The organism is Paractinoplanes ferrugineus (genome assembly GCF_016862195.1).
GTDB lineage: Bacteria > Actinomycetota > Actinomycetes > Mycobacteriales > Micromonosporaceae > Actinoplanes > Actinoplanes ferrugineus.
The window spans coordinates 1-25,313 of record NZ_BOMM01000016.1; the positions used below are offsets into that span (position 1 = coordinate 1).

A 25,313-nucleotide genomic window follows, 5' to 3' on the forward strand; every position below is an offset into this window, starting at 1 on the left:
GGGCGCCCGCCGTTATGCCGGGCGGAAGCTGTCGAAGACCAGTTGAAGATCGTCGCGGGCGCCCGACCAGGCGGCGTCGGTGGTCTGCCAGTAGAAACCGTAGGCCTGCTTCTTCGACGTCACCACGCCCCGATTGTTGACGTGCTGGCGGGTGCCGCCACGGTCGAAGGTGAACTCCCAGTCGGCCGCCTTGAGGAAGTACTTCACCTCTTTGATGTGGATCTCGTGGTAGTTCGGGAAGTCGCCGCGCGCCACCCGGTAATCGGCCTTGCCGCGCCAGTCACCGACCGGATCCCACTGCGGACTCTTGGTCTGGTCGACGCCGAAGACCCGCCCCGGCGCCCGGAAGTAGACCATGCTGCCCTCTTTGGACCGGGTCCAGCCGGTCGGAACGTAGACCTGGAAGCCTGTCGGGTCGCGGTAATCGGTCCAGCCCGCCGGAAGCGCCGGCCGGCCGGCCGCCTCGCCCGCGGGGGCCGGGGACGAGGCGGCGGGCGACGGGGCGCCGGAAGAGGGGGTGCCGGAGGAGGGGGCGGAGCTGACAGCGGAGGGTGACGGCGAGGCGGTGGCCGGGGCCGACGAGGCTTGCGTACGCGGTGCAGCCGGCGCCGCCGTGCCCGGCTCGTCCTTGTCGGACCGCATGGTCGTCCACGCGAACACACCGGCGACGAGAAGGAGCACCACCAGCCCGGCCGCGATCAGCGGGGCCGGTTTCCGCGACTTCGTCGACCGCTCGTCCCGCGGCCCCGCCGGTGGTGCTTCGCGCGGCACTTCCGGGAGCGAGGGGGCGCCCGGTAGTGACGGGGCATCCGGGAGTGACGGGGCATCCGGTAGTGACGGGGCATCCGGGAGCGCCGACGCCGGCGCCTCGGGCCGGGCCTGCGCCGAGGTGGCCGGCGGGGACGCCTTCAGTCGTGCGGTTCGGGCCGGCTTGCGCTGGCGTGGCACCGAGGTCAGGGCCACTTCGAGCAGCCGCTGGGCCTCCTCGGCCTGAAGGCGCGCACCGGGAGACTTGCGCAGCAGCCCCCCGATCACCGGCCCGAGCTCCCCGGCGTGCGGCGCCGACTGCGGCTCCTCGGAGACGATCGCGGTGATCGTCTCCATCACGTTGTGCCCGGTGTAGGGCGCGTGTCCCTCCACCGCCGAGTAGAGCGTCGCGCCCAGCGACCACAGGTCACCGGCCTCGCTGGTGTCGCCGTCGACCACTCGTTCCGGGGCCATGTACTGCGGTGAGCCCAGCACCAGGCCGGAACGGGTGGCGATGCTGTCGTCGTCGACCGCGGCCACCCCGAAGTCGGTCAGCACCACCCGCCCGTCATCGGCGAGCAGCACGTTCGCCGGCTTGACGTCGCGGTGCCGCACCCCCGCCGCGTGCGCCGACCGCAGCGCCGCGAGCACGGCGATCCCGATCTCGGCGACCCGTTTCGGCGGCAGCGGCCCATCGGTGTCGATGACCTCCTGCAGCGAGCGGGACGGGATGTACTCCATGACGATCCACGCCCGGCCCTCGGACTCGAACGTGTCGTAGACCCGGGCGACCGACGGGTGGGCGAGCCGGGCCGCGGCCCGGCCTTCCCGCAGCATGTGGTTCCGCAGGGCCTCCTGGTCGGCCTCGATCAGTTCCGGGGGAAGCAGAATCTCCTTGAGCGCCACGTCGCGCCCGAGGACCTCGTCCCGGGCCTGATAGACACGCCCCATGCCGCCCGCACCGAGAATCCGGCCCAGGCGGTAGCGATCGTGGACCGCCTCCGCAGTCATACGGGCCGATTTACCCGAGCGGGCGTCAGTTCACTCTCCCCCGCGCCGACGTCTTCGGCACCGATCCGCGCCGTACCCTGGTCGCCCAGGGTGACCGATGCCGCGGTGACGCCGGGACGGATCGAGAAGGCCGCGCCGCCGGCGGTGTAATCGCCGAAGAAGCCCCGCACGGTGACCACACCGTCGGCGGACGTCCGCATCTCGGTCGGCGGCAGCCACCACTCCCCCTTGATCAACCCGGCCAGGGCGTCGTAGGAGGGTTTGCGGCTGCCGTCGGCGCGCAGCAACCCGACCGGTGCGCCCAGCCAGGCCCCGTCGTCGGTGAGACCCCAGTAGTTGATCGACTGGACCGCCGGGTGCGCGACCAGCGAGCGGTAGTGCCGGACGATCTCCTCGGCCTGCCGCTGCTCGCCCTCGGGCGTGCTCGGCCAGGACGGGATCCGATAGTCGTTGAGGTCCTCGATCTCGGGCGGCATCAGGTGCCCGGAGACCAGTGTGGTCTCGGTCAGGTGCAGCGGCAGGCCGAAGCGGGCGAACCGGTCGAGCGTGTGCCGCATCCGCTCCTCGCCGTGGTAGCCCTGGTGCATGTGGGTCTGCAAACCGATCGCATCGATCCGGATGCCGGCCTCCAGCACACCCTCGATCAGGCACTCGTACGCCGAGGTCAGGTCGAAGTCGTTGAGCACCAGGGTGGCGCCCGGGTTGGCCGCCCGCGCCTGTTCGAACGCCATCCGCACCATCGCGATCCGGCCCCGGTCCCAGGCCAGCGGCGTGATCGCGTTGGGCCCGTTGGCGAACACCGGCATGATCACCGCCTCGTTCACCGCGTCCCACACGTCGATCAGACCGGCGAAGCCGCTGACCAGGTCCCGGATCCGGGCCTTGAGCAGGGTCGACACCTCGTCGAGCCCGAGCCCGAGCAGCCAGTCGGGTTGCACCGTGTGCCAGACGAGCGGATGCCCCTTGACCGTGACCCCCCGCTCGGCCAGCCAGCTCGCGGTCGCGGTCAGTCGCCGGGTGTCCGGTTCCCCGCGCCGAGGTTCGTAGCCGCCCCAGTAGAACGGCAGCGTCGCGGTGTTGAACAGACCCAGCCAGGCATCGCCGAGCACGTCGAGCCCGAGCCGCTCGCTGCCGCCGGACCGGGCCGGGCCGGCCGGACCGCCGACCAGCTCGACGAAATCGAACCCGATGTTGCCGAACGCGAAGTCGTGCCGCTGCTGCGCCACCGTGACCGCCCGGTCGGCGTGCGGGCGGCCGTCCGGTCCGAGCACGGTCAGTGCGGTCTCCCCGATGCGGTGCTTCATTCGACGCCCTCCTGAACGAGACTTCCAGCGACCGTTGTCGACGCTTCGAGAGGAACCTGTCCATGCTGCACACCGACTCCGCGCCGCTGAGCGTGCTCTACCTCGGCGGAACCGGCACGATCAGCACCTCCTGCGTACGCCTCTCGGTCGAGTCCGGCATGCGTGTGACCGTACTCAATCGAGGCCGCCGGGAACCGCCCGCCGGAACCGAGACCCTGATCGCCGACGTCGCGGACGAGGCCGCGCTGGCGGCCGCGCTCGGCGACCGCACGTTCGACGCCGTGGTCAACTTCCTCTCCTTCGACGCCGGCGACGCCCGCCGCAAGGCCGCCCTGTTCGCCCACCGCGCCCGGCAGTACGTGCACATCAGCTCCGCCTCGATCTACGCCAAGCCGGTCCGTCAGGTGCCGATCACCGAGTCGACCCCGACCGGCCCGAACCCACCGCTGCCCTACGCCACCGCGAAATGGGAGGCCGAGCAGGCGCTGCTGGGCCTGCCGGTGACGATCGTGCGGCCGTCGCACACCTACGACGACGCCAATCCCCCGCTGCCGGGCGGGTGGGCGACCGTCGACCGGATCGCCCGCGGCGAGACCATCCCGGTGCACGGCGACGGCACCTCGCTGTGGACGCTGACCCACGCCGAGGACTTCGCGCCGGGCCTGGTCGGGCTGCTCGGCAACCCGCGCGCGATCGGCGAGACCTTCAACATCACCGGCTCCGACGTCTACACCTGGGACCAGATCTACACGATCGTCGCCGAGGCGCTGGGGGTCGAGGCGAACCTGGTGCACGTCGCGTCGGAGATGTTCCCGCTGGTGGCACCCGAGTGGTTCTGGTCCGGCGAGATGGTCGGCGACCTGGGGCACAGCGCCGTCTTCGACACCACCAAGATCCGTACCTTCGTGCCCGGTTTCGCCCCGCGGCTGACCTTCCACCGCGCTGCCGCCCGGATGGCCGCATGGCGCCGGGACAATCCCGCCCGGCCGGCCGCGGACGACACCGACGCGGTGCTCGACCGGATCGTCGCGGCCTACCACGCCGCCCGGGAGGTGTTCGCCGCCGGCTCCGGCACCCACTAGTGTTCTCCCTGCTCATACCGTTCGTCGACGCACCCTGGTAGGACCCGCCATGATCACGAGAATCGGTCTTCTCGGCGGCGCCGGCATCGCCGGCGCCGCCATCCTGCGGCCGGTGCGCCGCCGCGACGACGTCGTGGTCACGGCGGTCGCCTCCAGATCCCATTCCGAGGTGTACGCGTCGGAGCACGGCATCGAGCGGGCCTACGCCGACTACGCGGCGTTGCTCGCCGACCCCGAGGTGGACCTGGTCTACAACGCGTTGCCGCCGTCGATGCACGCCGACTGGACCGTCGCGGCGCTGCGGGCCGGCAAGGACGTGCTCTGCGAGAAGCCGTTCACGATGAACGCCGCCCAGGCCCGCCGCGTCGTCGCCGCCGCCACCGAGACCGGCCGCCGCGTCATCGAGGCGTTCCACGACCACTACCACCCGCTGAGCGCCTGGGTCCGGCAGGCGGTCACCGAGGGCATCCTCGGCCGCGTCCACCACGCCGAAGCCGTGTTCACCGGCGCCAACCCCTACGCCCCCGGCACCCTGCGCCACGAGCCGGAGCTGGGCGGCGGCGCCCTGATGGACCTCGGCTGCTATCCGGTCCACTGGCTGCGTTCGATCTTTCCGGGTACGCCCACCGTCCGCACCGCCACCGCCACGAGGAACCCCGCCGGCGCCGACATGTCCATGCGAGCCGAACTGACCTTCCCCGGCGACGTGGCCGCCACCATGACGGCGAGCATGGCCGACGACGTGACCCTGAAGTCGGCCCTGACCCTCACCGGCGAACGCGGCACCCTCACCGTCGACAACGTCGTCTTCCCGTCCAACGGCCACAGCATCCGTCTCGAGGTCGACGGCGTCCCGCACGTGTCCACCGTCGCCGGCCGCACCACCTACGACCATCAGCTCGAGGCCGTCCTGGCGGCCCTGCGCACCGGCTCCCCGCTGCCCACCGAGGGCGACGACCCGGTCGCCAACATGGCGGCGATCGACGCGATCTACGCGGCGGCCGGCTTCGCCCGCACCTCCTGGACATAGCGGCCGGCCGGCTCTCGGGTGGTGGACACCCCGTGGCGGGTCGTCCACTATGGCTCGATGACCGAACCGTACGACGTCATCGTGGTGGGAGCCCGGTGCGCCGGGTCGCCGCTGGCCATGTTGCTCGCCCGCCAGGGCCATCGCACGCTGCTGGTGGACCGGGCGACGTTTCCCAGTGACACGGTGTCCACCCACGTGATCCACCCGCCGGGCGCCGACGCGCTGCGCCGCTGGGGGCTGCTCGACCGGGTGGCGGCTACCGGGTGCCCGCCGGTGGGGCGTTACTCGTTCGACTTCGGGCCGGTCACCCTGGCCGGGGCGCCGGGCACGGCCGAGTCGCCGTACGCGTACGCCCCCCGCCGTACGCTGCTCGACCAGATCCTGCTCGATGCCGCTGCGGCGGCGGGTGCCGAGGTGCGTGCCGGTTTCGTGGTCGAGGAGCTGATCTTCGACGACGACGGGCGGGTGACCGGCGTACGTGGTGGTGGCGGGGTGAGCGAGCGGGCGCGCGTGGTGGTCGGCGCGGACGGGCGCAACTCGGTGGTTGCCAGGGCGGTCGGGGCGAAGTCGTACGAGGATCATCCGCCGCTCACCGTCGGTTACTACTCGTACTGGAGCAACCTGCCGACGGACACCTTCGAGGCCTACAGCCGGCCCGGTCGTGGCTGGGCCGTGTGCCCGACCAACGACGGCTTGACCATGGTGGTCGGGGGCTGGCCGCACGCCGAGCTGGCCGCGCACCGCGACGACGTCGAGGCGACGCTCACCGAGACGTTCGCGCTGTCGCCGGAGTTCACCGAGCGCATCCGGGACGCCAAGCGGGAGGAGCGGATCGTCGGCGCCACGGTGCCCAACTACTTCCGGGTGCCGTTCGGGGACGGCTGGGCGCTGGTCGGCGACGCCGGCTACAGCCGCGACTTCATCACCGCGCAGGGCATCACCGACGCGTTCCTGGACGCCGGGGAACTGGCCCACGCTCTCGACCGCACCCTGCGGGGCGAGCCCGGCGCGCTGGCCGGCTACCAGGCCCGCCGGGACGCCCGCGCGATGCCGCACTACCAGATGACGCTCGGGATCGCCTCGCTCCAGCCGCCCGACGAGCAGATGATCCAGCTGGTCGGCGCGATCGCCGGCAACCAGCCGGCGATGGACGCGTTCGCCCGGCTCAACTCGGGGGTGACGTCACCGCCCGAGTTCTTCGCCCCCGACCACATCGGCCGGCTCCTCGGCGGTTCGTGACGCGCTCAGCGTGAACCAGATCGAGGAACCCTCGGCGACCTCGAGGTCGAGCCAGATGCGCCCGCCGTGGTACTCGACGATCTTCTTCACGATCGCCAGACCGATACCGGTGCCCTCGTACGCGTCCCGCGGATGCAGCCGCTGGAAGATGACGAACACCTTGTCGGCGAACTCGGCCTCGATGCCGATGCCGTTGTCCCGGACGTTCACCGCCCAGTCGTCGCCGTCGCGTTGCGCGGTGACCCGGACCACCGGCGGCACGTCCGGGCGGCGGAACTTCAGGGAGTTGCCGACCAGGTTGACGAAAAGCGTGGTGAGCAGCGGCTCCTCGCCTTCGACGGCGGGCAGGCCGGACCAGACGACCTGGGCGTCGTCGGTGCGGTGCTCGAGCTGCGAGACGGCGTCCTCGACCACCCGATCGAGCTCGACCCGTTTGAAGCCGGTCGTCATCCGGCCGATCCGGGAGAACGCCAGCAGGTCGTTGATCAGGCGCTGCATCCGGGACGCCCCGTCGACCGCGAACCCGATGTACTGGTCGGCCCGCTCGTCGAGCTGCCCCGCGTAACGCCGTTGCAGGAGCTGGCAGAAGCTGGCCACCTTGCGCAGCGGCTCCTGCAGGTCGTGCGACGCCACGTAGGCGAACTGTTCGAGGTCGCGGTTGGACCGGGTCAGCTCCTCCGCTTTGGCCTCGACCTCGGCGCGGGCGTCGCGGACCACGGTCAGCTCGGCCGCGATCCGCCGGCGCATCCCGTCGACGTCGGCGGCGAGGCTCACCATCTCCGGCGAACCGGAGCTGGTGATCCGCCGATCGAAGTCGCCGTCGGCCACCTCCCGCACGTGCGACGCCAGCTCGGTCACCGGCCGGGTGATCAGCCGGTCGAGCAGGAGCAGCAGCAGCGCCCCCACCAGGGCCACGATGACCGCCGCCGCGATCACCAGGGTGAGCAGCACCGACCCGGTCCGCCGGGCGGCGCCGGCGGCCTCGTTGCGCAACGCCAGGATGTCGGCCTGCAACCGGTCGACGGCCGCCCGTACCGCGTCGAACCGGGCGGTGGCGGCGGCCTCGTCGGGCTGCCGGGTGCCGGCCGGGTCGCCGATCACCGGTTCGGCGACCGTGCTGCGCCACTCCCGCGAGCGCAGTCGCACGTTCGCCAGGTCGGCCGCGATCGACGCGCGTCCGCCGGAGCCGTTCAGCCGTTCGATCTCGGCGACCAGCAGTGCCTCGGCCGCCACCCCGCGCTGGTACGGCTCGAGGTTCTTGTCCGAGCGGCTCAGCACGTACCCGCGGATGCCGGTTTCCTGATCGAGGTACGCCGAGTACAGCTCCTGCCCGGCGACCCGCATCGGGCCGGTCTTGTCGAGGATCGTGTCGAGGTGCCCGTTCACCGCCGAGGCCGTGACCACCGCGAACACCCCGATCCCGGCGAGCACGATCCCGGCCACGGTGAACAGCGCGGTCACCCGGCTGCGCAACGTCCACGAGCCCGCACGCAGACGACTCATCAGCACTTCCCTCGGTAAAGTTGCGAGGAGTATCACCTACGGTCATCAGTGCTCATCTGCCGGAGGGCAGCCACGGCACCGGTGTCATGATCGGCGGATGACGACAACCCTCGACGGTGTGGACGCCCTGCTGGAACGAGCGCGCGAGGGCGTGCGCCGGCTCGACCCGCACGAGACCCGCGCGGCGGTCGCGACCGGTGCCCTGCTGATCGACACCCGCACCGACCGGCAGCGGGCCCGGCAGGGTGACCTGCCCGGCGCCATCGTCATCGACCGCACCGTCCTCGAATGGCGGCTCGACCCCCGCTCCCCCCACCGCATCCCGGAAGCCACCGACCCCGACCGCCAGATCATCGTGGTCTGCCGCCAGGGCTACAGCTCCAGCCTCGCCGCCGCCAGCCTGCGCGCCATCGGCCTGCCCCGGGCCACCGACCTCACCGGCGGCGCCGAAGCCTGGCTGGCCGCCGGCCTGCCCACCACGCAGGACCCCGCCGACATCCGCGAATAGCCACCCGCCGGCACACCGCCCGGCCTGCGCGCCCCCACCCCACCCCGCCCCGCGCTCCGGCCTGCGGGCGCCGGCCTGCGGGCGCCCGGCGCGCGGGTGCCGGCGCGCGGGGCGCGACGCAGGACGGGGCGGGGCGCGGGTGCCGGTTGCGGCTCGGCGTCAGCCGGCGCCGAACCACCGTGCCCAGCGTCGGGCTCAGCCCGGATGCGGGTCGGCCGCTGCACGCCGAAGCGACCTTTTGCGGCTTTCGTCCCGCGCAGATTGCGGTCACGGTCTAGAGCCCCCGCGCAGGACCGTTGCCACAATGACCTGGTCGTTCACCCGAACCCGGGCCCCGCCCCGAACCCGGGCCCGATCGCGAGGGTCCGTTCGCCGCGTTCCGGATGACGATCAGCGACCTGAGCACCAACGTCGAGGAGGGCCCGTGCCATGTCGATGACAACAATTGAACAACCCGATCCGTGTCATGAAGCTGTTGTCCTGCCCCGGAAAGAAGCGTAGTAAGCGGTCGAGGACGCCATATTCAGCAGATCCCGCGAAGCCGGGTGTGCAACGTTTCGCGGCGAGGCCGCCGGAAAGAATGCAATGGTGCGCACAGGTGAAATGGATGCCGGTCCACCAGCGACTTCGGAAAAGGGGCAAACAGCGCCATCCGGTCCCGTGACAATCGCCACCAACCGCTTGCCATCCAACCGCATCTACCTCGAGACAGCATTGTGTGACCATCGTTCAGACAGCGGAAAGGGCCAGTTCAGCACGGTCCGGCCACGATTGGTGATCGGATGGTCGCGCTCCGGCGGAACGGGCAAAGGTTGATCTCCTCCGTTAACCTGGCCGCCGTGCGCTTCCCCCTCCGTCGACGTGACCGCCATCCGCTGACCAACATGAGTTCGCTCGTCCTGTGCGGGCTGCTCGCCGGGGTGGTGGTCGCGGCCGCCGCATTGCCGGGCGCGGCGCTCTCCGGGCTGGTGGCGAAGGCCAGCGCCCAGGAGTTCGCGCAGCTGCCCAGCGAGATCAAGCAGCAGACGTCGCCACAGATGAGCCGGATCTACGCGTCCGACGGCAAGACGCAGCTCGCCGTCATGTACGACGAGTACCGCAGCGACGTACCGCTGAAAGAGATCTCGCCCAACATGCAGCACGCCATCGTGGCGGCCGAGGACCACAAGTTCTACGAGCACCACGGGGTCGACTTCAAGGGCCTGGCGCGGGCGTTCGTCAACAACCAGAGCGGCGGCTCGCAGCAGGGCGCGTCGACGCTGACCATGCAGGTCGTGCGCATGTCGCTGTCCTACTCGGCGTCGAGCCCGGCCGAGGTGGTGGCCGCCACGGCGAAGACCAGCGAGCGCAAGGTCGCCGAGATGAAGTACGCGCTCGAACTCGAGAAGCAGCTCTCCAAGGAGCAGATCCTCGAGCGCTACCTCAACATCGCCCCGTTCGGCAACCGGGCCTACGGCATCTACGCCGCCAGCCAGGTCTACTTCGGCAAGAAGCCCAAGGACCTCGACGTCGCCGAGGCGGCGCTGCTGGCCGGGATGGTGCGCGGCACGACGTACTACGACCCGACCACCGCCGACGGCTATCCGCGCGCGACCGAGCGCCGCAACTACGTGGTCAACGACCTGCTGTCGCTCAAGTTCATCACCGCCGACCAGGCCGCCAAGGCCAAGGCCGAGAAGGTCCCGAACAAGACCCGGTCGATCGGCAACGGCTGCACCAGCGTGTCCCGCAACGACTGGGGCTTCTTCTGCGACTACTTCCAGCGGTGGTGGCTGTCGCAGCCGGCGTTCGGCGACAACGAGTACGACCGGGAGCGGCGTCTCAAGAGCGGCGGCTACAAGATCGTCACCACGCTCGACATCAACGCGCAGAAGTCGGCCCGCAAGCGCGTCCTGGAGCAGCGCAGCGACAACTCGGTGAACGCGGTGCTGCTCGCGGCCGTGCAGCCGGGCACCGGCAAGGTGCTGGCGCTGGCCGCCAACCGCAAGTTCAAGCTGCCCACCGCGGCCAGCCCCAACCCGCTGTCGTCCGACCCCAAGAAGAAGAAGGCGGGGGTACGGGCCACCTACCCGAACACCACCAACCCGATCATCACCGGTGGCGGGGACATCAAGGGCTATCAGGCGGGCTCGGTGTTCAAGATGTTCACCATGGTCGCGGCCCTGGAGAACGGTCTCGACCTGGACTTCACCATCAACACCACGGCCCGCTACATCTCGCCGCTCTACCGGGACTCGGCCGCCCCGGCCGCCTGCAACGGCCACTACTGCCCGAGCAACTCCAGTGCCAAGGAGCTCGGGCCGTACAACATGTGGACGGGCTTCGGGGCGTCGGTGAACACCTACTTCGTGCCGCTGCAGGAGCAGGTGGGCGCCGAGAAGGTGGTCGACGTGGCCCGGCGGTTCGGTGTGCAGTTCCGGGAGAAGACCGAGGACGACCTGGCCACCAAGTCGGCGCACGACTGGGGCTCGTTCACCCTCGGCGTCTCGGCGTCGACCCCGCTGGACATCGCCAACGCGTACGCCACGCTGGCCGCCGACGGCAAGTACTGCGTGCCCACCCCGGTCCAGGAGATCACCACGCACGAGGGCAAGAAGCTCACTGTCGGCAAGCCCAACTGCAAGCAGGTGACCAAGCCCGACGTGGCCCGCAAGACGATCGACGCGGCCCGCTGCCCGGTCGGCGACTCGGCCCAGCTCGGCAGCTGCGCCGGCACCGGCACGGCGAAGGGCGCCCGCGGCGCGGTCGGTCACCCGATCTTCGGCAAGACCGGCACCACCGACGCCGAGAAGACCGCCTCGCTCGTCGTCGGCACCACGTCGATCGTCGTCGCCGGTTACATGGTCAACCCCGACTGGCAGGCGCACTCCGACCAGATGAAGCACGACGTGATCAACCCGGCGGTCTGGAACACGGTCGGCGACTACATGGACGGCAAACCGAACGAGCAGTTCAAGAAGCCCGGGGAGTAGCTAGCCGCCCTACCGGGCCCGGCGGCGGAGCACCGCATAGGCGCTGCCCGCGCCGATCACCCAGGGGGCCGCGACGACGAGCGGTCGGCCCGGTGCCCGGCGGTACGCGACGAGATGCCGTGGTGGGACAGTTCGCTGCCCACCCCGGTCTCGGCGATCAGCCGGTCGGGGCGGGCCTCCCGCGGCGAGGAGAACCGGCTCTCCAGGCCGTCGACCCGGTCACCGGCCAGCAACAGAAGCCAGTGGGCGGCGCGGGGTCGTCCTCGTCGAGCCCGTCCGGGATCGGGCTGGGACCGACGTCGGCGAACGGCACCCGGACGTACTCGGCCTGGCCGCCGTCGCACCCGCCGGTGGTGTGCGAACAGCCGTGGATGCCGTCGACCGGTGGCGCCCGCACTAAGCTTCGGGATCATGAGCCTGATCGGCAGTCGCATCGCGGAGCTCGGCCTCGTCCTCCCCCCGCCGGTCACCCCGCCGGGCGGGGTGCGCCTGCCCTTCCGGGAGGTGCACGTGGTGGGCACGGTCGCCTACGTGGCCGGGCACGGGCCGCAGTCCGAGCAGGGCCCGCTGGCCGGTCCGTTCGGCCGGGTCGGCGCGGAGGTCACGCTCGACGAGGCGATCCGGGCGGCCCGGCTGACCGGCCTGTCGATCCTGGCCGGTCTCACCCGTACGCTCGGCGACCTGGACCGGATCGCCGCCTGGGGCCGGGTCTTCGGGATGGTCGCGGTCGCCCCCGGCTTCGACCGGATGCCCGAGGTGATCAACGGCTTCTCCGACCTGATCCTCGACGTGTTCGGTCCCGAGGTGGGCGCGCACGCCCGCAGCGCGGTCGGCCAGGCCGCACTGCCGTTCGGCACCCCGGTCGAAATCGAGGCCCAGGTCCACCTGCACACCTGAGGTCCGGCGGCGGCTAGGCTCGACGGACCATGCCAGAGTTGCCGGAAGTCGAGTCCGCCCGCTCGGTCATCGAACGCGCCGCGCTCGGCCGACCCATCACCGAGGTCGACGACACCGACACGTACGTCTGCCGCCCGCACCGCCCCGGCGACATCCGCGCCGCGCTCGTCGGCCGGGAGCTGACCGCGGTCCACCGGCGCGGCAAGAGCATGTGGTGCGACACGTCCGGCGAGGCCGGACCGGTGCTCGGCTTCCATCTGGGCATGTCGGGCAAGATCGTGGTCGCCTCGCCGGCCGGGGACGAGATCGACGGCGGCGACTACTGGGAGGGCCGGCGCGCCCCCGGCGACTACCGCTGGTCACGCTTCGCCCTGACGTTCGCCGACGGTGGCCGGCTGCTGCTCGTCGACCCCCGCCGGCTGGGCCGGGTGCGCCTCGACCCGCCGGTCGAGGCACTGGGCCCGGACGCCGCCGACATCGACGAGCCGACCTTCCTGCGGGCCGTCACCGGCGGAACCGCGCCGATCAAGGCCCACCTGATGGACCAGCACCTGATCGCCGGCATCGGCAACCTGCTGGCCGACGAGATCCTGTGGCAGGCCAAAATCAACCCCGGCCGCCGCGAACTGACCCGTCCCCTGGCGAAACGCCTCTACGCCGCCACCCAGCAGGCAGTCGCCGACGCCCTGCGCGACGGCGGCGTGCACACCCTGACCATCGTCGAACACCGCCGCCCCGGCGGCCGCTGCCCCCGCGACGGCGCCCCGATGACCCGCGGCACCGTCGGCGGCCGCACAACCTGGTGGTGCTCCACGGATCAGCGCCGATAACCAGGCATTCAACCGGATTGGGGCGTCGGCACCGGGTGCTGGGCTTCCGCCAGAGCAAGACGCTCGACGTCTAAAGCCGGGGAGCCGCCTCCCCAGGGCCGCTCCCCCGTTTCTGTTCTGCGGCTCAAGCCGATCACGGCAGGTTCGCGGGCTTGGCCTTCTGCGGGTAGAACGTCTCGTGGCGGGCCAGCATGGCGACGAACTCGACGATCTTGCGCGCGCGGGTCTCCGCGCGCTTGACGGAGTTGACGCGGTAGATGAGGGCGAACCGGTTGGTCTTGGTGAGGACGTCGTACATGGCCTGCGCGGCCGGGACGGCGGCGATGGCGGCGAGCAGGTCCGGCGGCGTCTGGGCTTCCGACGGCGGGGCGTACGCCGCGGCCCAGCGCCCGTCCGCTTTGGCGGCGTCCACCGCGGCGCGGCCCGAGGGCAGCATGCGTCCCGCTTCCTCCAGTCGGGCCACGTGGGCGACGTTGCGTTGCGACCAGGGGCTGGTGGGTCGGCGCGGGGTGAACCGGATCCACGAGCTCTCCTCGTCCCGTTTCCGGGCCTGCCCGTCGATCCAGCCGAAGCACAGTCCCTCGTCGACCGCCTGCTGCCAGGTCAGCGTGGTGACGGTGCCGCCCTTGCGGGTCAGAGCCAGCCAGACGCCGGGCGACGTGGCGCTGTTCGCCGTCAGCCACGTGCGCAGCGCCTCGGCGTCGACCACGATCAACTCGTCAAGCTCCGCGCTCGCCATGACGGCAGGCTAACCGATCCGCGCATCCGGCCGGCCCGCCGCCACCGGGGCGTCGTGACCGGGGCGTCGTGACCGGGGCGCGTGACCGCGCGCCGGTTCGGCTCAGCCGGCGGCGAGTTGGTCGCCGAGCCGGGTGCGCTGATAGAGCAGCCGCCGGTCGGCGCGTACCGCGGCGGCCAGTCCGGCATCGCGCAGTGTCGTCAAGTGGTACGACGCCGTGCCCGTGGCCAAGGCGAGCCGGGCCGCGACATCACCGGTGCTGTGCGGGGCGGCCAGCAGGGTCAGCACCGCCGCCCGCGTCGGCCCCAGCAGCGCGGCCAGCCGCTCCGTCGGGCCGGGCGGCGGAGCGGGCGACCAGAGGTTCCCGTGGCCGCGCGCCGCGTACCAGAGGGTGCGGCCGGTCGGTGACTTCGCCATCGCGTACACCTCGGTGCCGGCGAAGCCGGTGGGCAGCAGGGTCAGGTGGTGTCCGTCGAGGCTCCAGTGCCCATGTTTGTGCGGGTAGCGCAGCAGCAGCGCGGAACCGTTCCAACCCAGCTTGGGATGCAGCTCGTCGACGAGCATCCGGGCGCCGTGCTCGGCGGCCGCCCGGGCGCGGGTGGCGATCTCCGCATCGGCGGCCCCGCGCAGCCGCGACCAGAGCGGCCGGATCGCGGCAGCGTAATAGGCGCGGGTCTCCGCGAGGAGCGCGGTGAGGGCGGACCGGGGGTCGCGGGCGAACCGGTCGATCTCCGCGGGGGCGTCGTGCCCGGCCCAACCGGCGTGCACCTGCCCGGCGACCTGGTCGAGCGGTGTCGCGGCCACGTCGGCGAGTTCCTCGGCAAGAGTCGGCCGGCCGGTACGCGGTGGCGGGGTGAGGAAGTCCGGTGCAGCCCCGCGCGGGCCGCCCAGCACCGCGGCGAAGGTCGGCCAGCTCGGCAGCATCGGCGCCGTCCGGGCCCGCCACGACGCCTGCAGCCAGGCGTCGGATCCACCGCGCAGGGCGAAGGTGCTGGCCACGACCTCGGCCATCGGCGAGTGCGCGAACCGCAGCCCGGCCAGATCCGCGGTCCCGAACTCCCACTCGATCACCGGGCCATTCGAGCACAGTCGAACGGTTCACACCACGGCGCCGACGGCTCCTACCGTCGCGGCATGGAATACACCCGCCTGGGCCGGACCGGCCTGACCGTGAGCAGACTGTGCGTCGGCACCATGAACTTCGGCTGGCAGATCGACGAGCAGCAGAGCCATGCGATTCTCGACCGGGCCATGGAGGCCGGTCTCACCTTCGTGGACACCGCGAACATGTACGGCAGCGAGACCGGCGACGGGCTCAGCGAACGCTTCATCGGCAGCTGGTTCGACAAGTCCGGCCACCGCGACACCGTCGTCCTGGCCACCAAGGTGTACTCCCGGATGTCCGACCGGCCCAATGACCGCGGCCTGTCCGCCCGGCACATCATCGCGTCCTGCGAGGCGTCGCTGCGCCGCCTGCGGACCGACTGGATCGACCTGTTCCAGATGCACCACATCGAACGAGGTACCCCGTGGGAGGAGATCTGGCAGGCGATGGAGACCCTGGTGGCGCAGGGCAAGATCCGCTATGTCGGATCGTCGAACTTCGCCGGCTGGCACCTCAGCCGTGCCCAGGCCGCCGCCGACCGTCGCCACTTCCTCGGCGTCGTCTCCGAGCAGTGCAAGTACAACCTGCTCACCCGACACGTCGAACTGGAGGTCCTGCCCGCCGCGGCCGAACTGGGCATCGGCGTCCTGCCCTATTCGCCGCTGCACTTCGGCGCACTCTCCGGTGCACTGCGCAAACAACGCGACGGCGTGCCGGGACGCTCGGTTCTGCACGCACCGCAACGCGTGGAACCGCACCGGGCGGCCCTGGAACGCTACGAGCAGCTCTGCGCCGACCTCGGCCAGGAACCGACCACCGTGGCCATCGCCTGGCTGCTGGCCCGCCCCGAGGTGACCGCGCCGATCCTCGGACCGCGCACCCCGGCCCAGCTGGACCTGCCGATCGCCGCTCTGCACCATCCCCTCACCGAAGAGACCCGCGCGGCCCTCGAGACCATCTTCCCGCCGATCGGCAACGGGGGCCCCGGCCCGGAAGCCTGGGCCTGGTGAGGTCCCGGCAGGTGGACCGTTCCTACTCCGCTCGGAGCCGATGCGCGGGGGATATCGACTTCGACGAGGCGGCGCCCGGCTGCTCCTCGTGGCGCCGAGGTCGCCGGCCGGGACTGGCCATGGCAGGGCTTGACCCGAAAGGGCGAAACCCGTGTCGAACGGGCCTGGGTGGGAGAACGCGGCGGCTTGCCGGTCACTGTCGGAGACGTACGGTGGTCGGGTCGCGCTTTCGGCGGTGCGGTCCTGTCCGGTACGGGCCGGGGTGTCTTCGTCGTGGTTCAGTTGCCTCGGCCCGCCCTGCGCGCGGCTTTCCGGAACGGGGAGATCGCCCCTTGGACCACGTCGGGCGACCAGTTCTTCACCGTCGAGGAGCGGCCCGGTGTGTCGGCCTCGATCGCACCGACCCCGCTCTCGACATCGCCCTCGACAAGGCCCGGCCCTGGCGCGAGCGTGTCCGGGCGGCTCGGCTCCGGCCCGCCGAACCGGTCGACGGAGCGCGCTAGTCCTCGGCGGGGGCCGGGCCGACGCCGGCGGCCAGGGCCGCGTAGATCCCGGCGACGCAGGCCACGAAGAACAGCACACCGGCCGCGCCGAACGCCTGCCGGGCGATCCCGTACCCGCAGAGGGCGGCGGCGAGGGTGAGGACCAGGCCCGATGCCGCGTACGGCCAAGGGTGCTCCAGCCGCAGCCGCCGGGCCAGCAGCGCCCCGCCGATCAGACTGCCGACCACCGCGAGGGTCATCGTCACCGCGATCGACCTCTCGAGATGCTCGCCCTCGAACCCGGGTGGCGCCAGCACCGTCGCCACCACGTGGGCACCGCCCCACACCCCGATGATCCCCAACCCGACAAGGGCGCCGTTGCCCGCCGCCCCGAACCTGCTTCCGCTCACCCGTACAGTTTGACCTCGCGCCGCAACGGCCCCGGCCGGCTGGTACCGGTGCGACCGCCTGCGGGTGGAGCCTGCTGGGCGGCGGGCCGCGCCGTGACTGACAGAAGTCCCCCGGAACCGGCGCCGTCTGGTTGGGTGGGAGCATGACCAACCACGTGTACCGGCTCAGCGAGATCGTCGGCAGCAGCCCCACCAGCGTCGACGACGCCATCCGCACCGCCGTCCAGAAGGCCGCGCAGACCGTGCGCAACATCGAGTGGTTCGAGACCCAGGAGATCCGCGGCCAGGTCGTGGACGGCGAGGTGGCCCATTTCCAGGTCCGCCTGAAGATCGGATTCCGCGTCGAGGACTGAGCGCTAACCTCGGACGGTGCCGTTGTCCCAGGAGCCCGACCCGACGCAGGCCTCGACTCTCGACGACCTGGTCGAGAAGCTCCGGCTGCTGAAGGTCTGGGCCGGGGACCCGTCGTACGACGCGATCACCGAGCGGGTCAACGCGGCCTGGGCGGCGGCGGGCCGGCCGGCCGGCGGGCTCGCCCGGCGGTCCACGGTGGCGAACTGTTTCCGGACCGGACGGCGGCGCTTCAACACCGAGCTCCTGGTCGCGGTCGTCGAGGCGCTGCACCCGGACGCCGGCTACGTGGCCTCGTGGCGGCAGGCGTTGCGGGCCGTGGGCGGTGAGATCGAGGCCGTCTCGCAGGTGCGCGTGCAGGACACGTTGCCACCCGACCTGGCCGGGTTCACCGGGCGGGCGAGCGAGCTCGACCGGCTCCGCGACGCCATGCGCGACGGCGAGGCGGTGGTGCTGTCGGCGATCGAGGGCATGGGCGGGGTCGGCAAGACCCGGCTGGCCGTCCACGTCGGACACCAGCTGCTGCGCGAGAAGACTGTGCAGCGGGTCCTCTTCGTCAACCTGCGCGGTTTCCACCCGGATCCGGCGCAGCCACCGGCCGACCCCATCGCCGTACTCGACGGGTTTCTTCGCCTTCTGGGAATGCCCGGCCAGCAGATCCCGCATGAGCCGGCCGATCTCGCCGCCGCGTTCCGCGACCGGGTCGGCGCGGTGCCGACGCTGGTGCTGCTGGACAACGCCGCCACCGCGGAGCAGGTGCGGCCGCTGCTGGCCGGGGTGCCGGGCAGCCGCACACTGATCACGAGCCGGCGCCACCTGGCCGGGCTCCGGCCGGCGACCCGGCTCACCGTGGACGTCTTCACCCCGGCCGAGGCGGCGGCGTTCCTCACCGCGGCGGTCGGCGGCGAGCCGGACGTCGTCGCGCGCATCGCCCGCCGGGCCGGCTACCTTCCGCTGGCCCTCGACCTGATCGTGGCGCACATCCGCGGCACGCCCGGCTGGACCCTTTCCGATCATGCCGACCGGCTCGACGAGCGGCACCGGCAGCGCCGCCTCGACTCCGAGCTCGAGGTCGCGCTCAGCCTCTCCTACCGGCGCCTCTCCCCCGCTCATCAGCGTCTGCTGCGCCTTGCGGCGCTCCATCCGGGGCAGGACTTCGATGGGTACGCCGTGGCCGCGCTGGCCGATTCCGAGGTGGACTCCACGCTCGCCGACCTGGCCGCCGACCACCTGCTCCAGCCGGCCGGCCCCGGTCGTTACACGTTCCACGACCTGGTCCGCGCGTACGCCCTCGGCCGCGCCCACGACCAGGACCGGCCGGCCGAGCGCAAGGCCGCGCTGACCCGTCTTTTCGACTACTACGTGGCCACCGCCGCGGCTGCGATGGACGCGCTGCACCCGGCCGAGGCCAACCGCCGCCGGCCGTTCATCCCGCCCGCCGGCACCCCCGCGCCCGACCTGACCGATCCCGACCGGGCCCGTCTCTGGCTGGGACACCGAGCACCCGACCCTGGTCGCGGTGGCCGTGCACACCGCGATGCACGGCTGGCCCCGGCAGACCACCCGGCTGGCCCTGACCCTGACCCGGCACCTGAGCTCCGGCCACCACGCCGACGCCCTGGTCATCTACGGCCACGCCTACCGGGCCGCCCTGCTCAACCAGGAACCCGGCGAACAGTCCGAGGCGCTGCGCGCCCTGGGTGTCGCCCACCTGCTGCAGGGCCACCCGGCCACCGCCGTCGACCACTTCGAGCGGTCGCTGGTGCTCGCCCGGCAGATCGCCGACCCGGTCGCGCAGGGCCGCGCGCTGATCAACCTGAGCATGGCGGCCAAGCAGGTCGGCCGCTACCAGGCCTCGGTCGACTATCTGGAGCAGGCCCTGGTCACCTATCAGGAGGCCAGCGACAAACACGGGGTGGCCACCTCGCTGAACAGCCTGGGCGTGACCATGCAGCAGTCGGGCCGCTACCCGGAGGCCATCGACTACCTGGGGCGGGGCCTGGCCCTGGCCCGGGAGATCGACCACCAGACGGTCGTGGCGTACTCGCTGAACGGGCTGGGCGAGACCGAGGTGCGCTCGGGCCGTTACGAGCAGGCCGCCGTCCACTTCGCCGAGGCGCTGGAGCTGTACCGGCATTTCGGCAATCGGACCGGTGAGGCCAACGTGCTCGACGGGCTCGGCACGCTGCACACCCGGCGGGGCGAGTTCGACCGGGCCATCGAGTGCTACCAGCAGGCGCTGACCCTCTTCCGCGAGGTCGGCGACCGGCACGTGGAGACCTGGGTGCTCAACGGGCTCGGCGAGGCCACCCTGGCGGCCGGGCACCCCGCCCGCGCGCTCGAGCACCACACCACGGCCCTGACCGTCGCCACCGAGATCGGCGTGCGGAGTCAGCAGGCCAACGCGCACGCCGGTCTGGGACACACCCGGGCGGCCCTCGGCGACCGGGACGAGGCACGGTCGCACTACGAGCAGGCGCTGACCCTCTACACCGACCTGGGACTTCCCGAGGCCGACCAGATCCGCGTCCATCTGTCGGCCTGGTCCGGCGACTCGATCGCGACCGGCTGACCGGCCGCGGGCGCCGCGGCCCATCCGAATCCTGAAGTATGGTCACCGATGTAAGGCGATGACCGGGAGGTGGCGTGATGACCCAAGACATCCGAGATGACCTTGCTGATCCGGATTTCCACAACGACCCGCACCCGTCCTACGCACGGTGGCGGCAGACCGGCCCGGTGCGTCCGGTGGTTCTTCCCGGCGGCTACGGCGGCTGGCTCGTCACCCGCTACGAGGACGCCCGCCAGGCCCTGACCGATCCGCGCCTGTCCAAGGACTTCCACACGGTGCAGCGGAGCAACGATCCGCTGCCGCCCGACATCGGCGCCGCCATCGGGCACCACATGCTCGCCGCCGACCCGCCCGACCACACCCGGCTGCGCCGCCTGGTCACCGCCGCCTTCACGGCCCGGCGGATCGAAGGGCTGCGCCCGCGCATCGAGCAGATCACCGACGAACTGCTCGACGCCATGGCCGGCCGGGACGAGGTCGACCTGATCGACGCGCTCGCGTTCCCGCTGCCGATCCGGGTGATCTGCGAACTGCTCGGCATCCCGGCCGACGATCAGGACAGCTTCCGGGCCTGGTCCAACACGCTGGTCGGCGGCGAGGCGACGCGGGCTCAGCTGCCGGCCGCGATGACGGCGCTGGTGTCCTATGTGCGCGCGCTGATCGCCGACCGCCGCCGGCAGCCGGGCGCCGACCTGCTGTCGGGCCTGATCGCGGTGCGCGACGAGGCCGACCGGCTGTCCGAGGACGAGTTGTCGTCGATGGTGTTCCTGCTGCTCATCGCCGGTCACGAGACCACCGTCAACCTGATCGGCAACGGTTCCTACCTGCTCCTGTCGCAGCGCGAGCGATGGGAGCGGCTGCGCGCCGACCCGGCTCTGCTGCCGACCGCCATCGAGGAGTTCCTCCGCTACGAGAGCCCGGTCGAGACCGCCTCGTACCGGATCACCACCGAGGCCGTGCAGATCGGCGGCACCCTCGTGCCGGCCGGCGAGATCGTCGTCGTCGGCCTGCTCTCCGCCAACCGCGACGAGCAGCGCTTCCCGGACCCGGCCGAGTTGCGGCTCGACCGCCCGCAGAACCCGCACATGGCGTTCGGTCACGGCATCCACTACTGCCTCGGGGCGCCGCTGGCCCGGCTGGAGGCGAGCGTCGCGTTCGGCCGGTTGCTCGCCCGTTTCCCGGATCTGCGGCTGGCCTCCGACGAGGAGCCGGGCTGGCGGCCGGGCCTGCTGATGAGAGGCCTGCGGGGCCTGCCGGTCCTTACCGCCTGATCTTCACGGGGCAGCGCGAACGGGTCCCCCATGAAACGATGATCGTCATCGAAACAGCCACATGGGGGAATTGATGTATTCCAAATCTTCACTGCGCCGGGCCGGATCCGCGGCCACCGCCGTCGCCGCGGGCCTGGCCACGGTGGTGCCGATCGCCACGCCGGCGGCCGCCGCGCCGGCCTTTCGCACCGAGCGGGTCAGCGTCTCGAGCGCCGGCGTGCAGAGCGACGACTCGACCCTGACCGGTGACCTGAGCGCCGACGGCCGCTACGTGGTCTTCGAGTCGTACGCGTCCACTCTGGTGCCCGGCGACACCAACGGGACCGGCGACGTCTTCCTGCGCGACCGGCAGACGAACGTCACGACGCGGCTCAGCGTCTCCCCGACGGGCGCGCAGGCCGACGGGGCCAGCTCCGAGCCGCAGATCAGCGCGGACGGCCGCTACGTCACGTTCCTCTCGTTCGCGACGAACCTCGCATCCGATCCGCGACCGGAGATCGGCTACGACATCTACCTGCTCGACCGGCAGACCGGAGCGCTCGACCGGGTCAGCGAGACCGCCGACGGCCGGCCCGCCGATGGCGACAGCCTGGGGCCGTCGATCAGCGCCGACGGGCGTTACGTCGCCTTCCAGACCTACGCCGGCAACCTGATCCCCGGCGTACCCGGCGGCAACGTCCTGCTGTACGACCGGACCACCGGCCAGCTCAGCCCGGTCAGCGTCAACGCCGACGGCACGGTCGCCCCGTCCGGCGGCTTCGGCCCGTTCATCAGCGCCAACGGCCGGTACGTCGCCTTCGTGTCCTACTCCGCCGACCTGGCCCCCGGGGACACCAACGGGGTCGGCGACATCTACGTCCGTGACCTGGTGGCCGGCACCACCGTCCGGGCCAGCGTCGGCGACCACGACCAGCAGATCGACGACAGCCGCGGCGGTCAGGTGAGCAACGACGGCCGCTACGTCACCTTCTGGTCGTACGACGACAACGTGGTCGCCGGCGACGACAACGACGCTGCCGACGTCTTCGTGCGAGACCTGGTGGCCGGGACGACCCGGGTGGTCAGCGCGGCCGCCGACGGGACGCCGGCCAACGGCTACAGCACCGGGACCGAGCTCACCCCGGACGGTCGTCACGTCGTCTTCAGCAGCGTCGCGACCGACCTCGTCACGGGTGACACCAACGGCACCGACGACGTCTTCCGCAAGGACCTGCGGACCGGCGCGACCATCCTGGTCAGCCGCCGCACCGGCGGTGTGCAAGGCAACGAATCCAGCAGCAACCCCACCACGACCCCGAACGGCAAGATCATCGCGTACGGCTCATCGGCGACGAACCTGACCGCCGGCGACACCAACGAGCAGACCGACCTGTTCGTCACCAAGATCGGCTGACCACCGCCCAGCCACCCACCGCCCAGCCAACCACCGCCCAGCCACCCACCGCCCAGCCACCCACCCCAGGGACATGGCGACAGGCCAGCGGCGGGTGGCTACCGGAGGGCGCCCCGCGCGGCCGCCAGGACGACCTTCGCCGGCACCCCGGCCCGGTCGGCGAGTGCGGCCACGTCCTCGTACTCCGGTTCGGCGTTCACCACCACGCCGTCGAGGCGGGCCACCTTCACCCGGACCTCGCCCCACGGGACGGTCACGGTCTGCCACTCCCGGTCGAGGACGACCTTCTCGACCGGGACACGCCGCAGGCCGATGGTTGTCGTGTGGGTCAGGATCACCCGCTCCAGCGCCGCGCTCCGGCCCGGCTCGGCCAGCACACGCAGGGTGTGGGCGGGCCGCCCCTTCTTCATCAGGATCGGCACCAGCCAGGCGTCCGAAGCCCCCGAATTCAAGAGCTTGTCGAGTACGCCGGGCCACAGTCGCGGATCCATGTCGTCGATGTTGGCCTCCAGGACGACGGCCGCTTCCACCGGTGTGCCGGCTGTCGCCGCGCCGACGACGAGCCGGGTGACGTTCGCGTGGGTCGCCGGGTCCTTGCCGCCCGCGCCCGTCCCGATCGCCGCGGGACGCATCGGCGGCATCGGCCCGAACTCGTCGGCCAGCACGGTGAGCAGGGCGACCCCGGTGGGCGTGGCGAGCTCCATCATGGACGTACCCGAGAAGGCCGGGGCGTCTCGCTGCCGGAGCAGTTCGAGCACGGCGGGCCCGGGAACCGGGATCGGGCCGTGCGCGCTGCGGGCCTGGCCGTTGCCGAGCGCGATCGGCCCGCAGACCACCCGATCGAGCCCGAGGTGACCGAACGCGGCCAGGCCGCCGACCACGTCGGCGATCGCGTCGAGGGCGCCGACCTCGTGGAAGTGCACCTCCGCCGGCGCGATCCGGTGCACCCGGCCCTCGGCCTCGGCCAGCGCCCGGAACACCGCCGCGGCCCGCCCGCGAAGCGGCTCACCCAGCGGTTCGAGCAGGGCGAGCACGTCGCCGAGGGTGCGATGGACCGAACTGGCCGCCACCGACACGACCGCCCGGGTCGCGCCCAGCCCTCGCCGCCGGGCCGGCTCGGCGCTGATCCGCACCGGTTCCGGCAGGCCGAGCGCGTCCACCGCCCGCTGGGCGACCGCCGGGTCGACCCCGGCGTCGAAGCACGCCCCGAGCAGCATGTCCCCGCTGACCCCGCCGGACGCGTCGATCCAGCCGATCCTCGAGCCGGTCACCGCGCCTCGTCCGCCGAACCGGCCGGTCGCGGGCGGAGCGCCTCGTTCATCGAGCCGGACCGGAAGCCGCGCGGGTCGAGCGTGACCCGGTCGAAGCCGGTGACCGCCGCGAGCGGGCCGGGCCGCCGGGTGAGCTCGCCGACGAGTTCCTGGTCGACCTCCACGCGGGCGGTGTCGCCCAGATCGCGGACCCGCACGTTGCCGACCGGCAGGCCGGCCTCGGCCAGCGCGGCCCGCAGCGCCGTCTCGGCCCGGCCGACCCGGGTCAGGCGCTCCACCGAGATCGGGATGCCGTAGGCGACCCGGCTGGACAGGCAGGCAGCGGCCGGTTTGTCGGCGGTGACCAGTCCCCACGTCCGCGACACGGCCCGGATCTGCGATTTCGTCAGGCCGGCCGCGCTGAGCGGGGTGACCGCGCCGAGCCGGGCGGCGGCGCGGATGCCCGGCCGGAAGCGGTCGAGGACGTCGTCGGCGTTGGTGCCGGTCGCCACCGCGGCCAGGCCCAGCTCGCCGGCCAGCGGCAGCAGAACACTGAGCAGCTCGGTCTTGCAGTGCAAGCAACGGTCGGTCCCGTTGGCGACGTAGCCGGGGCGGCTCATCTCGTCGGTGCGCGGCGTGTGGTGGGCGACGCCGAGACCGGCGGCGAACTCGCCGGCGCGCGCCAACTCCTCGGGCGGCAGCGACGGGCTGACCGCGGTCGCCGCGGCCACCCGCTCGGGACCGAGCGCCCGGACCGCCGCGGCCAGCAGGAACGCCGAGTCGGCGCCGCCGGAGAAGGCGATCAGCACCGAGCCGAGGTCCCGCAGCCGCTCGTCGAGGTCGTGGAGCCGCCCGGGAAGGTCGAGCCCGGCCCCGGTCACGGCTTCGTCGCCGGTCATCGCGGGCCGCCGGTCAGCGGGCGCAGGGTGCGGACCGCGGCGCAGCCGGCGCCGAAGCCGTTGTCGATGCCCACGACGGTCACGCCGGGGCTGCACGACGCGGTCATGGCCAGCAGGGCGGTGACGCCCTCGAGGCCGGAACCGTAGCCGGTGCTGGTCGGCACCGCGATCACCGGGGCGCCGGTCAGGCCGGCGGCGACGCTCGCCAGGGCGCCCTCCATGCCGGCCACGACGATCACGACGTCGGCCTCGGCGAGCCGCCGGCGCTGGGCGAGGACGCGGTGCAACCCGGCCACCCCCACGTCGGCGACAAGTGTCGAGTCATGGCCGTACGCCGCGAGGACGGCCACCGCCTCGCGGGCCACCGGGAGATCGCCGGTGCCGGCGGTCAGCACCAGGACCGTTCCCGGGGCCGGCGGCAGCGCGTGCCAGACCAGACCCGCGGCCGTCTCGGTGGCGCCGGGGTTGCGCTCGCGCGCCGCCTCGACCTGCTCCGGGGCGGCGCGGGTCAGCAGCACCGGGCCGGCCGGGCCGCCGGCCAGCAGGCCGGCCACCGCCGCCGCGCACTGCTCCGGCGACTTGCCGGGGGCGTAGACCGCCTCGGCGATGCCTGTGCGGCGGAAACGCTCCGGGTCGAGCCGCAGCTCCGCCTGATCTGTCACCACCCGTCCATCCTTGCACCGGCCGGTCAGGCGTTAGGGTCTTGCC

Annotated in this window: 24 protein-coding genes; 12 read left to right on the plus strand and 12 right to left on the minus strand. The window is 72.2% G+C overall.

Annotated elements, in window-relative coordinates:
- Nucleotides 1–12 precede the first annotated feature (12 nt).
- Both Afe05nite_RS10765 and Afe05nite_RS10770 read right to left on the minus strand, forming a co-directional pair.
- Nucleotides 13–1,758 carry a serine/threonine-protein kinase gene (locus tag Afe05nite_RS10765; RefSeq protein ID WP_203816874.1) on the minus strand — a complete coding sequence of 582 codons (1,746 nt, stop codon included), beginning with the start codon at nt 1,756–1,758 and terminating at the stop codon, nt 13–15.
- Nucleotides 1,755–3,062 carry an endo-1,4-beta-xylanase gene (locus Afe05nite_RS10770; protein WP_203816875.1) on the minus strand — a complete coding sequence of 436 codons (1,308 nt, stop codon included), beginning with the start codon at nt 3,060–3,062 and terminating at the stop codon, nt 1,755–1,757. The genes Afe05nite_RS10765 and Afe05nite_RS10770 overlap by 4 nt, the downstream gene beginning before the upstream one ends.
- 62 nt (nt 3,063–3,124) lie before the next feature.
- On the opposite strand from Afe05nite_RS10770, the gene Afe05nite_RS10775 reads away from it, so the two are divergent.
- The 3 genes from Afe05nite_RS10775 to Afe05nite_RS10785 are packed head-to-tail and all read left to right on the plus strand — an operon-like array spanning nt 3,125 to nt 6,413.
- Entirely contained in the window at nt 3,125–4,144 is a 1,020-nt protein-coding gene (locus Afe05nite_RS10775) for an NAD-dependent epimerase/dehydratase family protein (RefSeq protein ID WP_203816876.1), read from the plus strand.
- Between the two features lie 49 nt (nt 4,145–4,193).
- Nucleotides 4,194–5,174, plus strand: coding sequence for a Gfo/Idh/MocA family protein (locus Afe05nite_RS10780; protein ID WP_203816877.1), 981 nt, complete (start codon nt 4,194–4,196; stop codon nt 5,172–5,174).
- A 57-nt stretch (nt 5,175–5,231) separates the two neighbouring features.
- Nucleotides 5,232–6,413: an FAD-dependent oxidoreductase gene (locus tag Afe05nite_RS10785; RefSeq protein ID WP_239117718.1), complete on the plus strand. Its 1,182-nt coding sequence runs from the start codon at nt 5,232–5,234 to the stop codon at nt 6,411–6,413.
- Here the strand turns inward: Afe05nite_RS10785 and Afe05nite_RS10790 are convergent.
- Nucleotides 6,357–7,916 carry a sensor histidine kinase gene (locus tag Afe05nite_RS10790; protein ID WP_203816878.1) on the minus strand — a complete coding sequence of 520 codons (1,560 nt, stop codon included), beginning with the start codon at nt 7,914–7,916 and terminating at the stop codon, nt 6,357–6,359. The two genes, Afe05nite_RS10785 and Afe05nite_RS10790, sit on opposite strands and share 57 nt — an antisense overlap.
- 97 nt (nt 7,917–8,013) lie before the next feature.
- Here Afe05nite_RS10790 and Afe05nite_RS10795 point away from each other — a divergent pair, with 97 nt between their 5' ends.
- Both Afe05nite_RS10795 and Afe05nite_RS10800 read left to right on the plus strand, forming a co-directional pair.
- Nucleotides 8,014–8,424, plus strand: coding sequence for a rhodanese-like domain-containing protein (locus Afe05nite_RS10795; RefSeq protein WP_203816879.1), 411 nt, complete (start codon nt 8,014–8,016; stop codon nt 8,422–8,424).
- Nucleotides 8,425–9,308: 884 nt separating this feature from the next.
- Complete coding sequence (locus Afe05nite_RS10800) at nt 9,309–11,396, plus strand: transglycosylase domain-containing protein (protein WP_239117719.1); 2,088 nt, start codon at nt 9,309–9,311, stop codon at nt 11,394–11,396.
- Between the two features lie 56 nt (nt 11,397–11,452).
- Here Afe05nite_RS10800 and Afe05nite_RS10805 read toward each other — a convergent pair whose 3' ends face one another.
- Nucleotides 11,453–11,629 (minus strand): hypothetical protein, encoded by a 177-nt coding sequence (locus Afe05nite_RS10805; protein WP_203816881.1) that lies wholly within the window; start codon nt 11,627–11,629, stop codon nt 11,453–11,455.
- A gap of 178 nt (nt 11,630–11,807) precedes the next feature.
- Between Afe05nite_RS10805 and Afe05nite_RS10810 the strand changes: the two genes are divergently transcribed.
- Together Afe05nite_RS10810 and Afe05nite_RS10815 are read left to right on the plus strand one after the other, a co-directional pair.
- Complete coding sequence (locus tag Afe05nite_RS10810) at nt 11,808–12,293, plus strand: RidA family protein (protein ID WP_203816882.1); 486 nt, start codon at nt 11,808–11,810, stop codon at nt 12,291–12,293.
- Between the two features lie 38 nt (nt 12,294–12,331).
- Nucleotides 12,332–13,123 (plus strand): Fpg/Nei family DNA glycosylase, encoded by a 792-nt coding sequence (locus tag Afe05nite_RS10815; protein ID WP_203816883.1) that lies wholly within the window; start codon nt 12,332–12,334, stop codon nt 13,121–13,123.
- 133 nt (nt 13,124–13,256) lie between these two features.
- Here the strand turns inward: Afe05nite_RS10815 and Afe05nite_RS10820 are convergent, their stop codons facing one another.
- Together Afe05nite_RS10820 and Afe05nite_RS10825 are read right to left on the minus strand one after the other, a co-directional pair.
- Complete coding sequence (locus tag Afe05nite_RS10820; protein WP_203816884.1) at nt 13,257–13,862, minus strand: YdeI/OmpD-associated family protein; 606 nt, start codon at nt 13,860–13,862, stop codon at nt 13,257–13,259.
- 102 nt (nt 13,863–13,964) lie between these two features.
- Complete coding sequence (locus Afe05nite_RS10825) at nt 13,965–14,933, minus strand: ArsR/SmtB family transcription factor (protein WP_203816885.1); 969 nt, start codon at nt 14,931–14,933, stop codon at nt 13,965–13,967.
- A gap of 63 nt (nt 14,934–14,996) precedes the next feature.
- Between Afe05nite_RS10825 and Afe05nite_RS10830 the strand changes: the two genes are divergently transcribed.
- Nucleotides 14,997–15,977, plus strand: coding sequence for an aldo/keto reductase (locus tag Afe05nite_RS10830; protein WP_203816886.1), 981 nt, complete (start codon nt 14,997–14,999; stop codon nt 15,975–15,977).
- Between the two features lie 499 nt (nt 15,978–16,476).
- Here the strand turns inward: Afe05nite_RS10830 and Afe05nite_RS10835 are convergent, their stop codons facing one another.
- Nucleotides 16,477–16,869 (minus strand): hypothetical protein, encoded by a 393-nt coding sequence (locus tag Afe05nite_RS10835; RefSeq protein ID WP_203816887.1) that lies wholly within the window; start codon nt 16,867–16,869, stop codon nt 16,477–16,479.
- Between the two features lie 143 nt (nt 16,870–17,012).
- Between Afe05nite_RS10835 and Afe05nite_RS10840 the strand changes: the two genes are divergently transcribed.
- Complete coding sequence (locus tag Afe05nite_RS10840; RefSeq protein WP_203816888.1) at nt 17,013–17,222, plus strand: dodecin; 210 nt, start codon at nt 17,013–17,015, stop codon at nt 17,220–17,222.
- A 3-nt stretch (nt 17,223–17,225) separates the two neighbouring features.
- Here Afe05nite_RS10840 and Afe05nite_RS43685 read toward each other — a convergent pair whose 3' ends face one another.
- Together Afe05nite_RS43685 and Afe05nite_RS43690 are read right to left on the minus strand one after the other, a co-directional pair.
- A complete protein-coding gene (locus tag Afe05nite_RS43685) occupies nt 17,226–17,459 on the minus strand; it encodes a hypothetical protein (protein WP_239117720.1) in 234 nt (77 codons plus the stop codon).
- Nucleotides 17,460–17,504: 45 nt separating this feature from the next.
- The gene (locus Afe05nite_RS43690) at nt 17,505–17,693 is read right to left on the minus strand and encodes a hypothetical protein (protein WP_239117721.1); all 189 of its coding nucleotides are present in this window, start codon (nt 17,691–17,693) and stop codon (nt 17,505–17,507) included.
- A 1,046-nt stretch (nt 17,694–18,739) separates the two neighbouring features.
- Here Afe05nite_RS43690 and Afe05nite_RS43695 point away from each other — a divergent pair.
- From Afe05nite_RS43695 to Afe05nite_RS10855, 3 genes are all read left to right on the plus strand, one after another.
- Nucleotides 18,740–19,792: a tetratricopeptide repeat protein gene (locus Afe05nite_RS43695; RefSeq protein ID WP_239117722.1), complete on the plus strand. Its 1,053-nt coding sequence runs from the start codon at nt 18,740–18,742 to the stop codon at nt 19,790–19,792.
- A 77-nt stretch (nt 19,793–19,869) separates the two neighbouring features.
- The gene (locus Afe05nite_RS10850) at nt 19,870–21,063 is read left to right on the plus strand and encodes a cytochrome P450 family protein (protein WP_203816889.1); all 1,194 of its coding nucleotides are present in this window, start codon (nt 19,870–19,872) and stop codon (nt 21,061–21,063) included.
- A gap of 73 nt (nt 21,064–21,136) precedes the next feature.
- Nucleotides 21,137–22,456, plus strand: a complete 1,320-nt coding sequence (locus Afe05nite_RS10855) for a TolB family protein (protein WP_203816890.1) — start codon at nt 21,137–21,139, stop codon at nt 22,454–22,456.
- Between the two features lie 98 nt (nt 22,457–22,554).
- On the opposite strand, the gene larC is transcribed toward Afe05nite_RS10855, so the two are convergent.
- The 3 genes from larC to larB are packed head-to-tail and all read right to left on the minus strand — an operon-like array spanning nt 22,555 to nt 25,270.
- Nucleotides 22,555–23,727: a nickel pincer cofactor biosynthesis protein LarC gene (gene larC, locus Afe05nite_RS10860; protein WP_203816891.1), complete on the minus strand. Its 1,173-nt coding sequence runs from the start codon at nt 23,725–23,727 to the stop codon at nt 22,555–22,557.
- The gene (gene larE, locus Afe05nite_RS10865) at nt 23,724–24,605 is read right to left on the minus strand and encodes an ATP-dependent sacrificial sulfur transferase LarE (RefSeq protein ID WP_203816892.1); all 882 of its coding nucleotides are present in this window, start codon (nt 24,603–24,605) and stop codon (nt 23,724–23,726) included. The genes larC and larE overlap by 4 nt, the downstream gene beginning before the upstream one ends.
- Complete coding sequence (gene larB, locus Afe05nite_RS10870) at nt 24,602–25,270, minus strand: nickel pincer cofactor biosynthesis protein LarB (RefSeq protein ID WP_239117723.1); 669 nt, start codon at nt 25,268–25,270, stop codon at nt 24,602–24,604. Before larB ends, larE begins: the two co-directional genes overlap by 4 nt.
- Nucleotides 25,271–25,313: the final 43 nt, after the last annotated feature.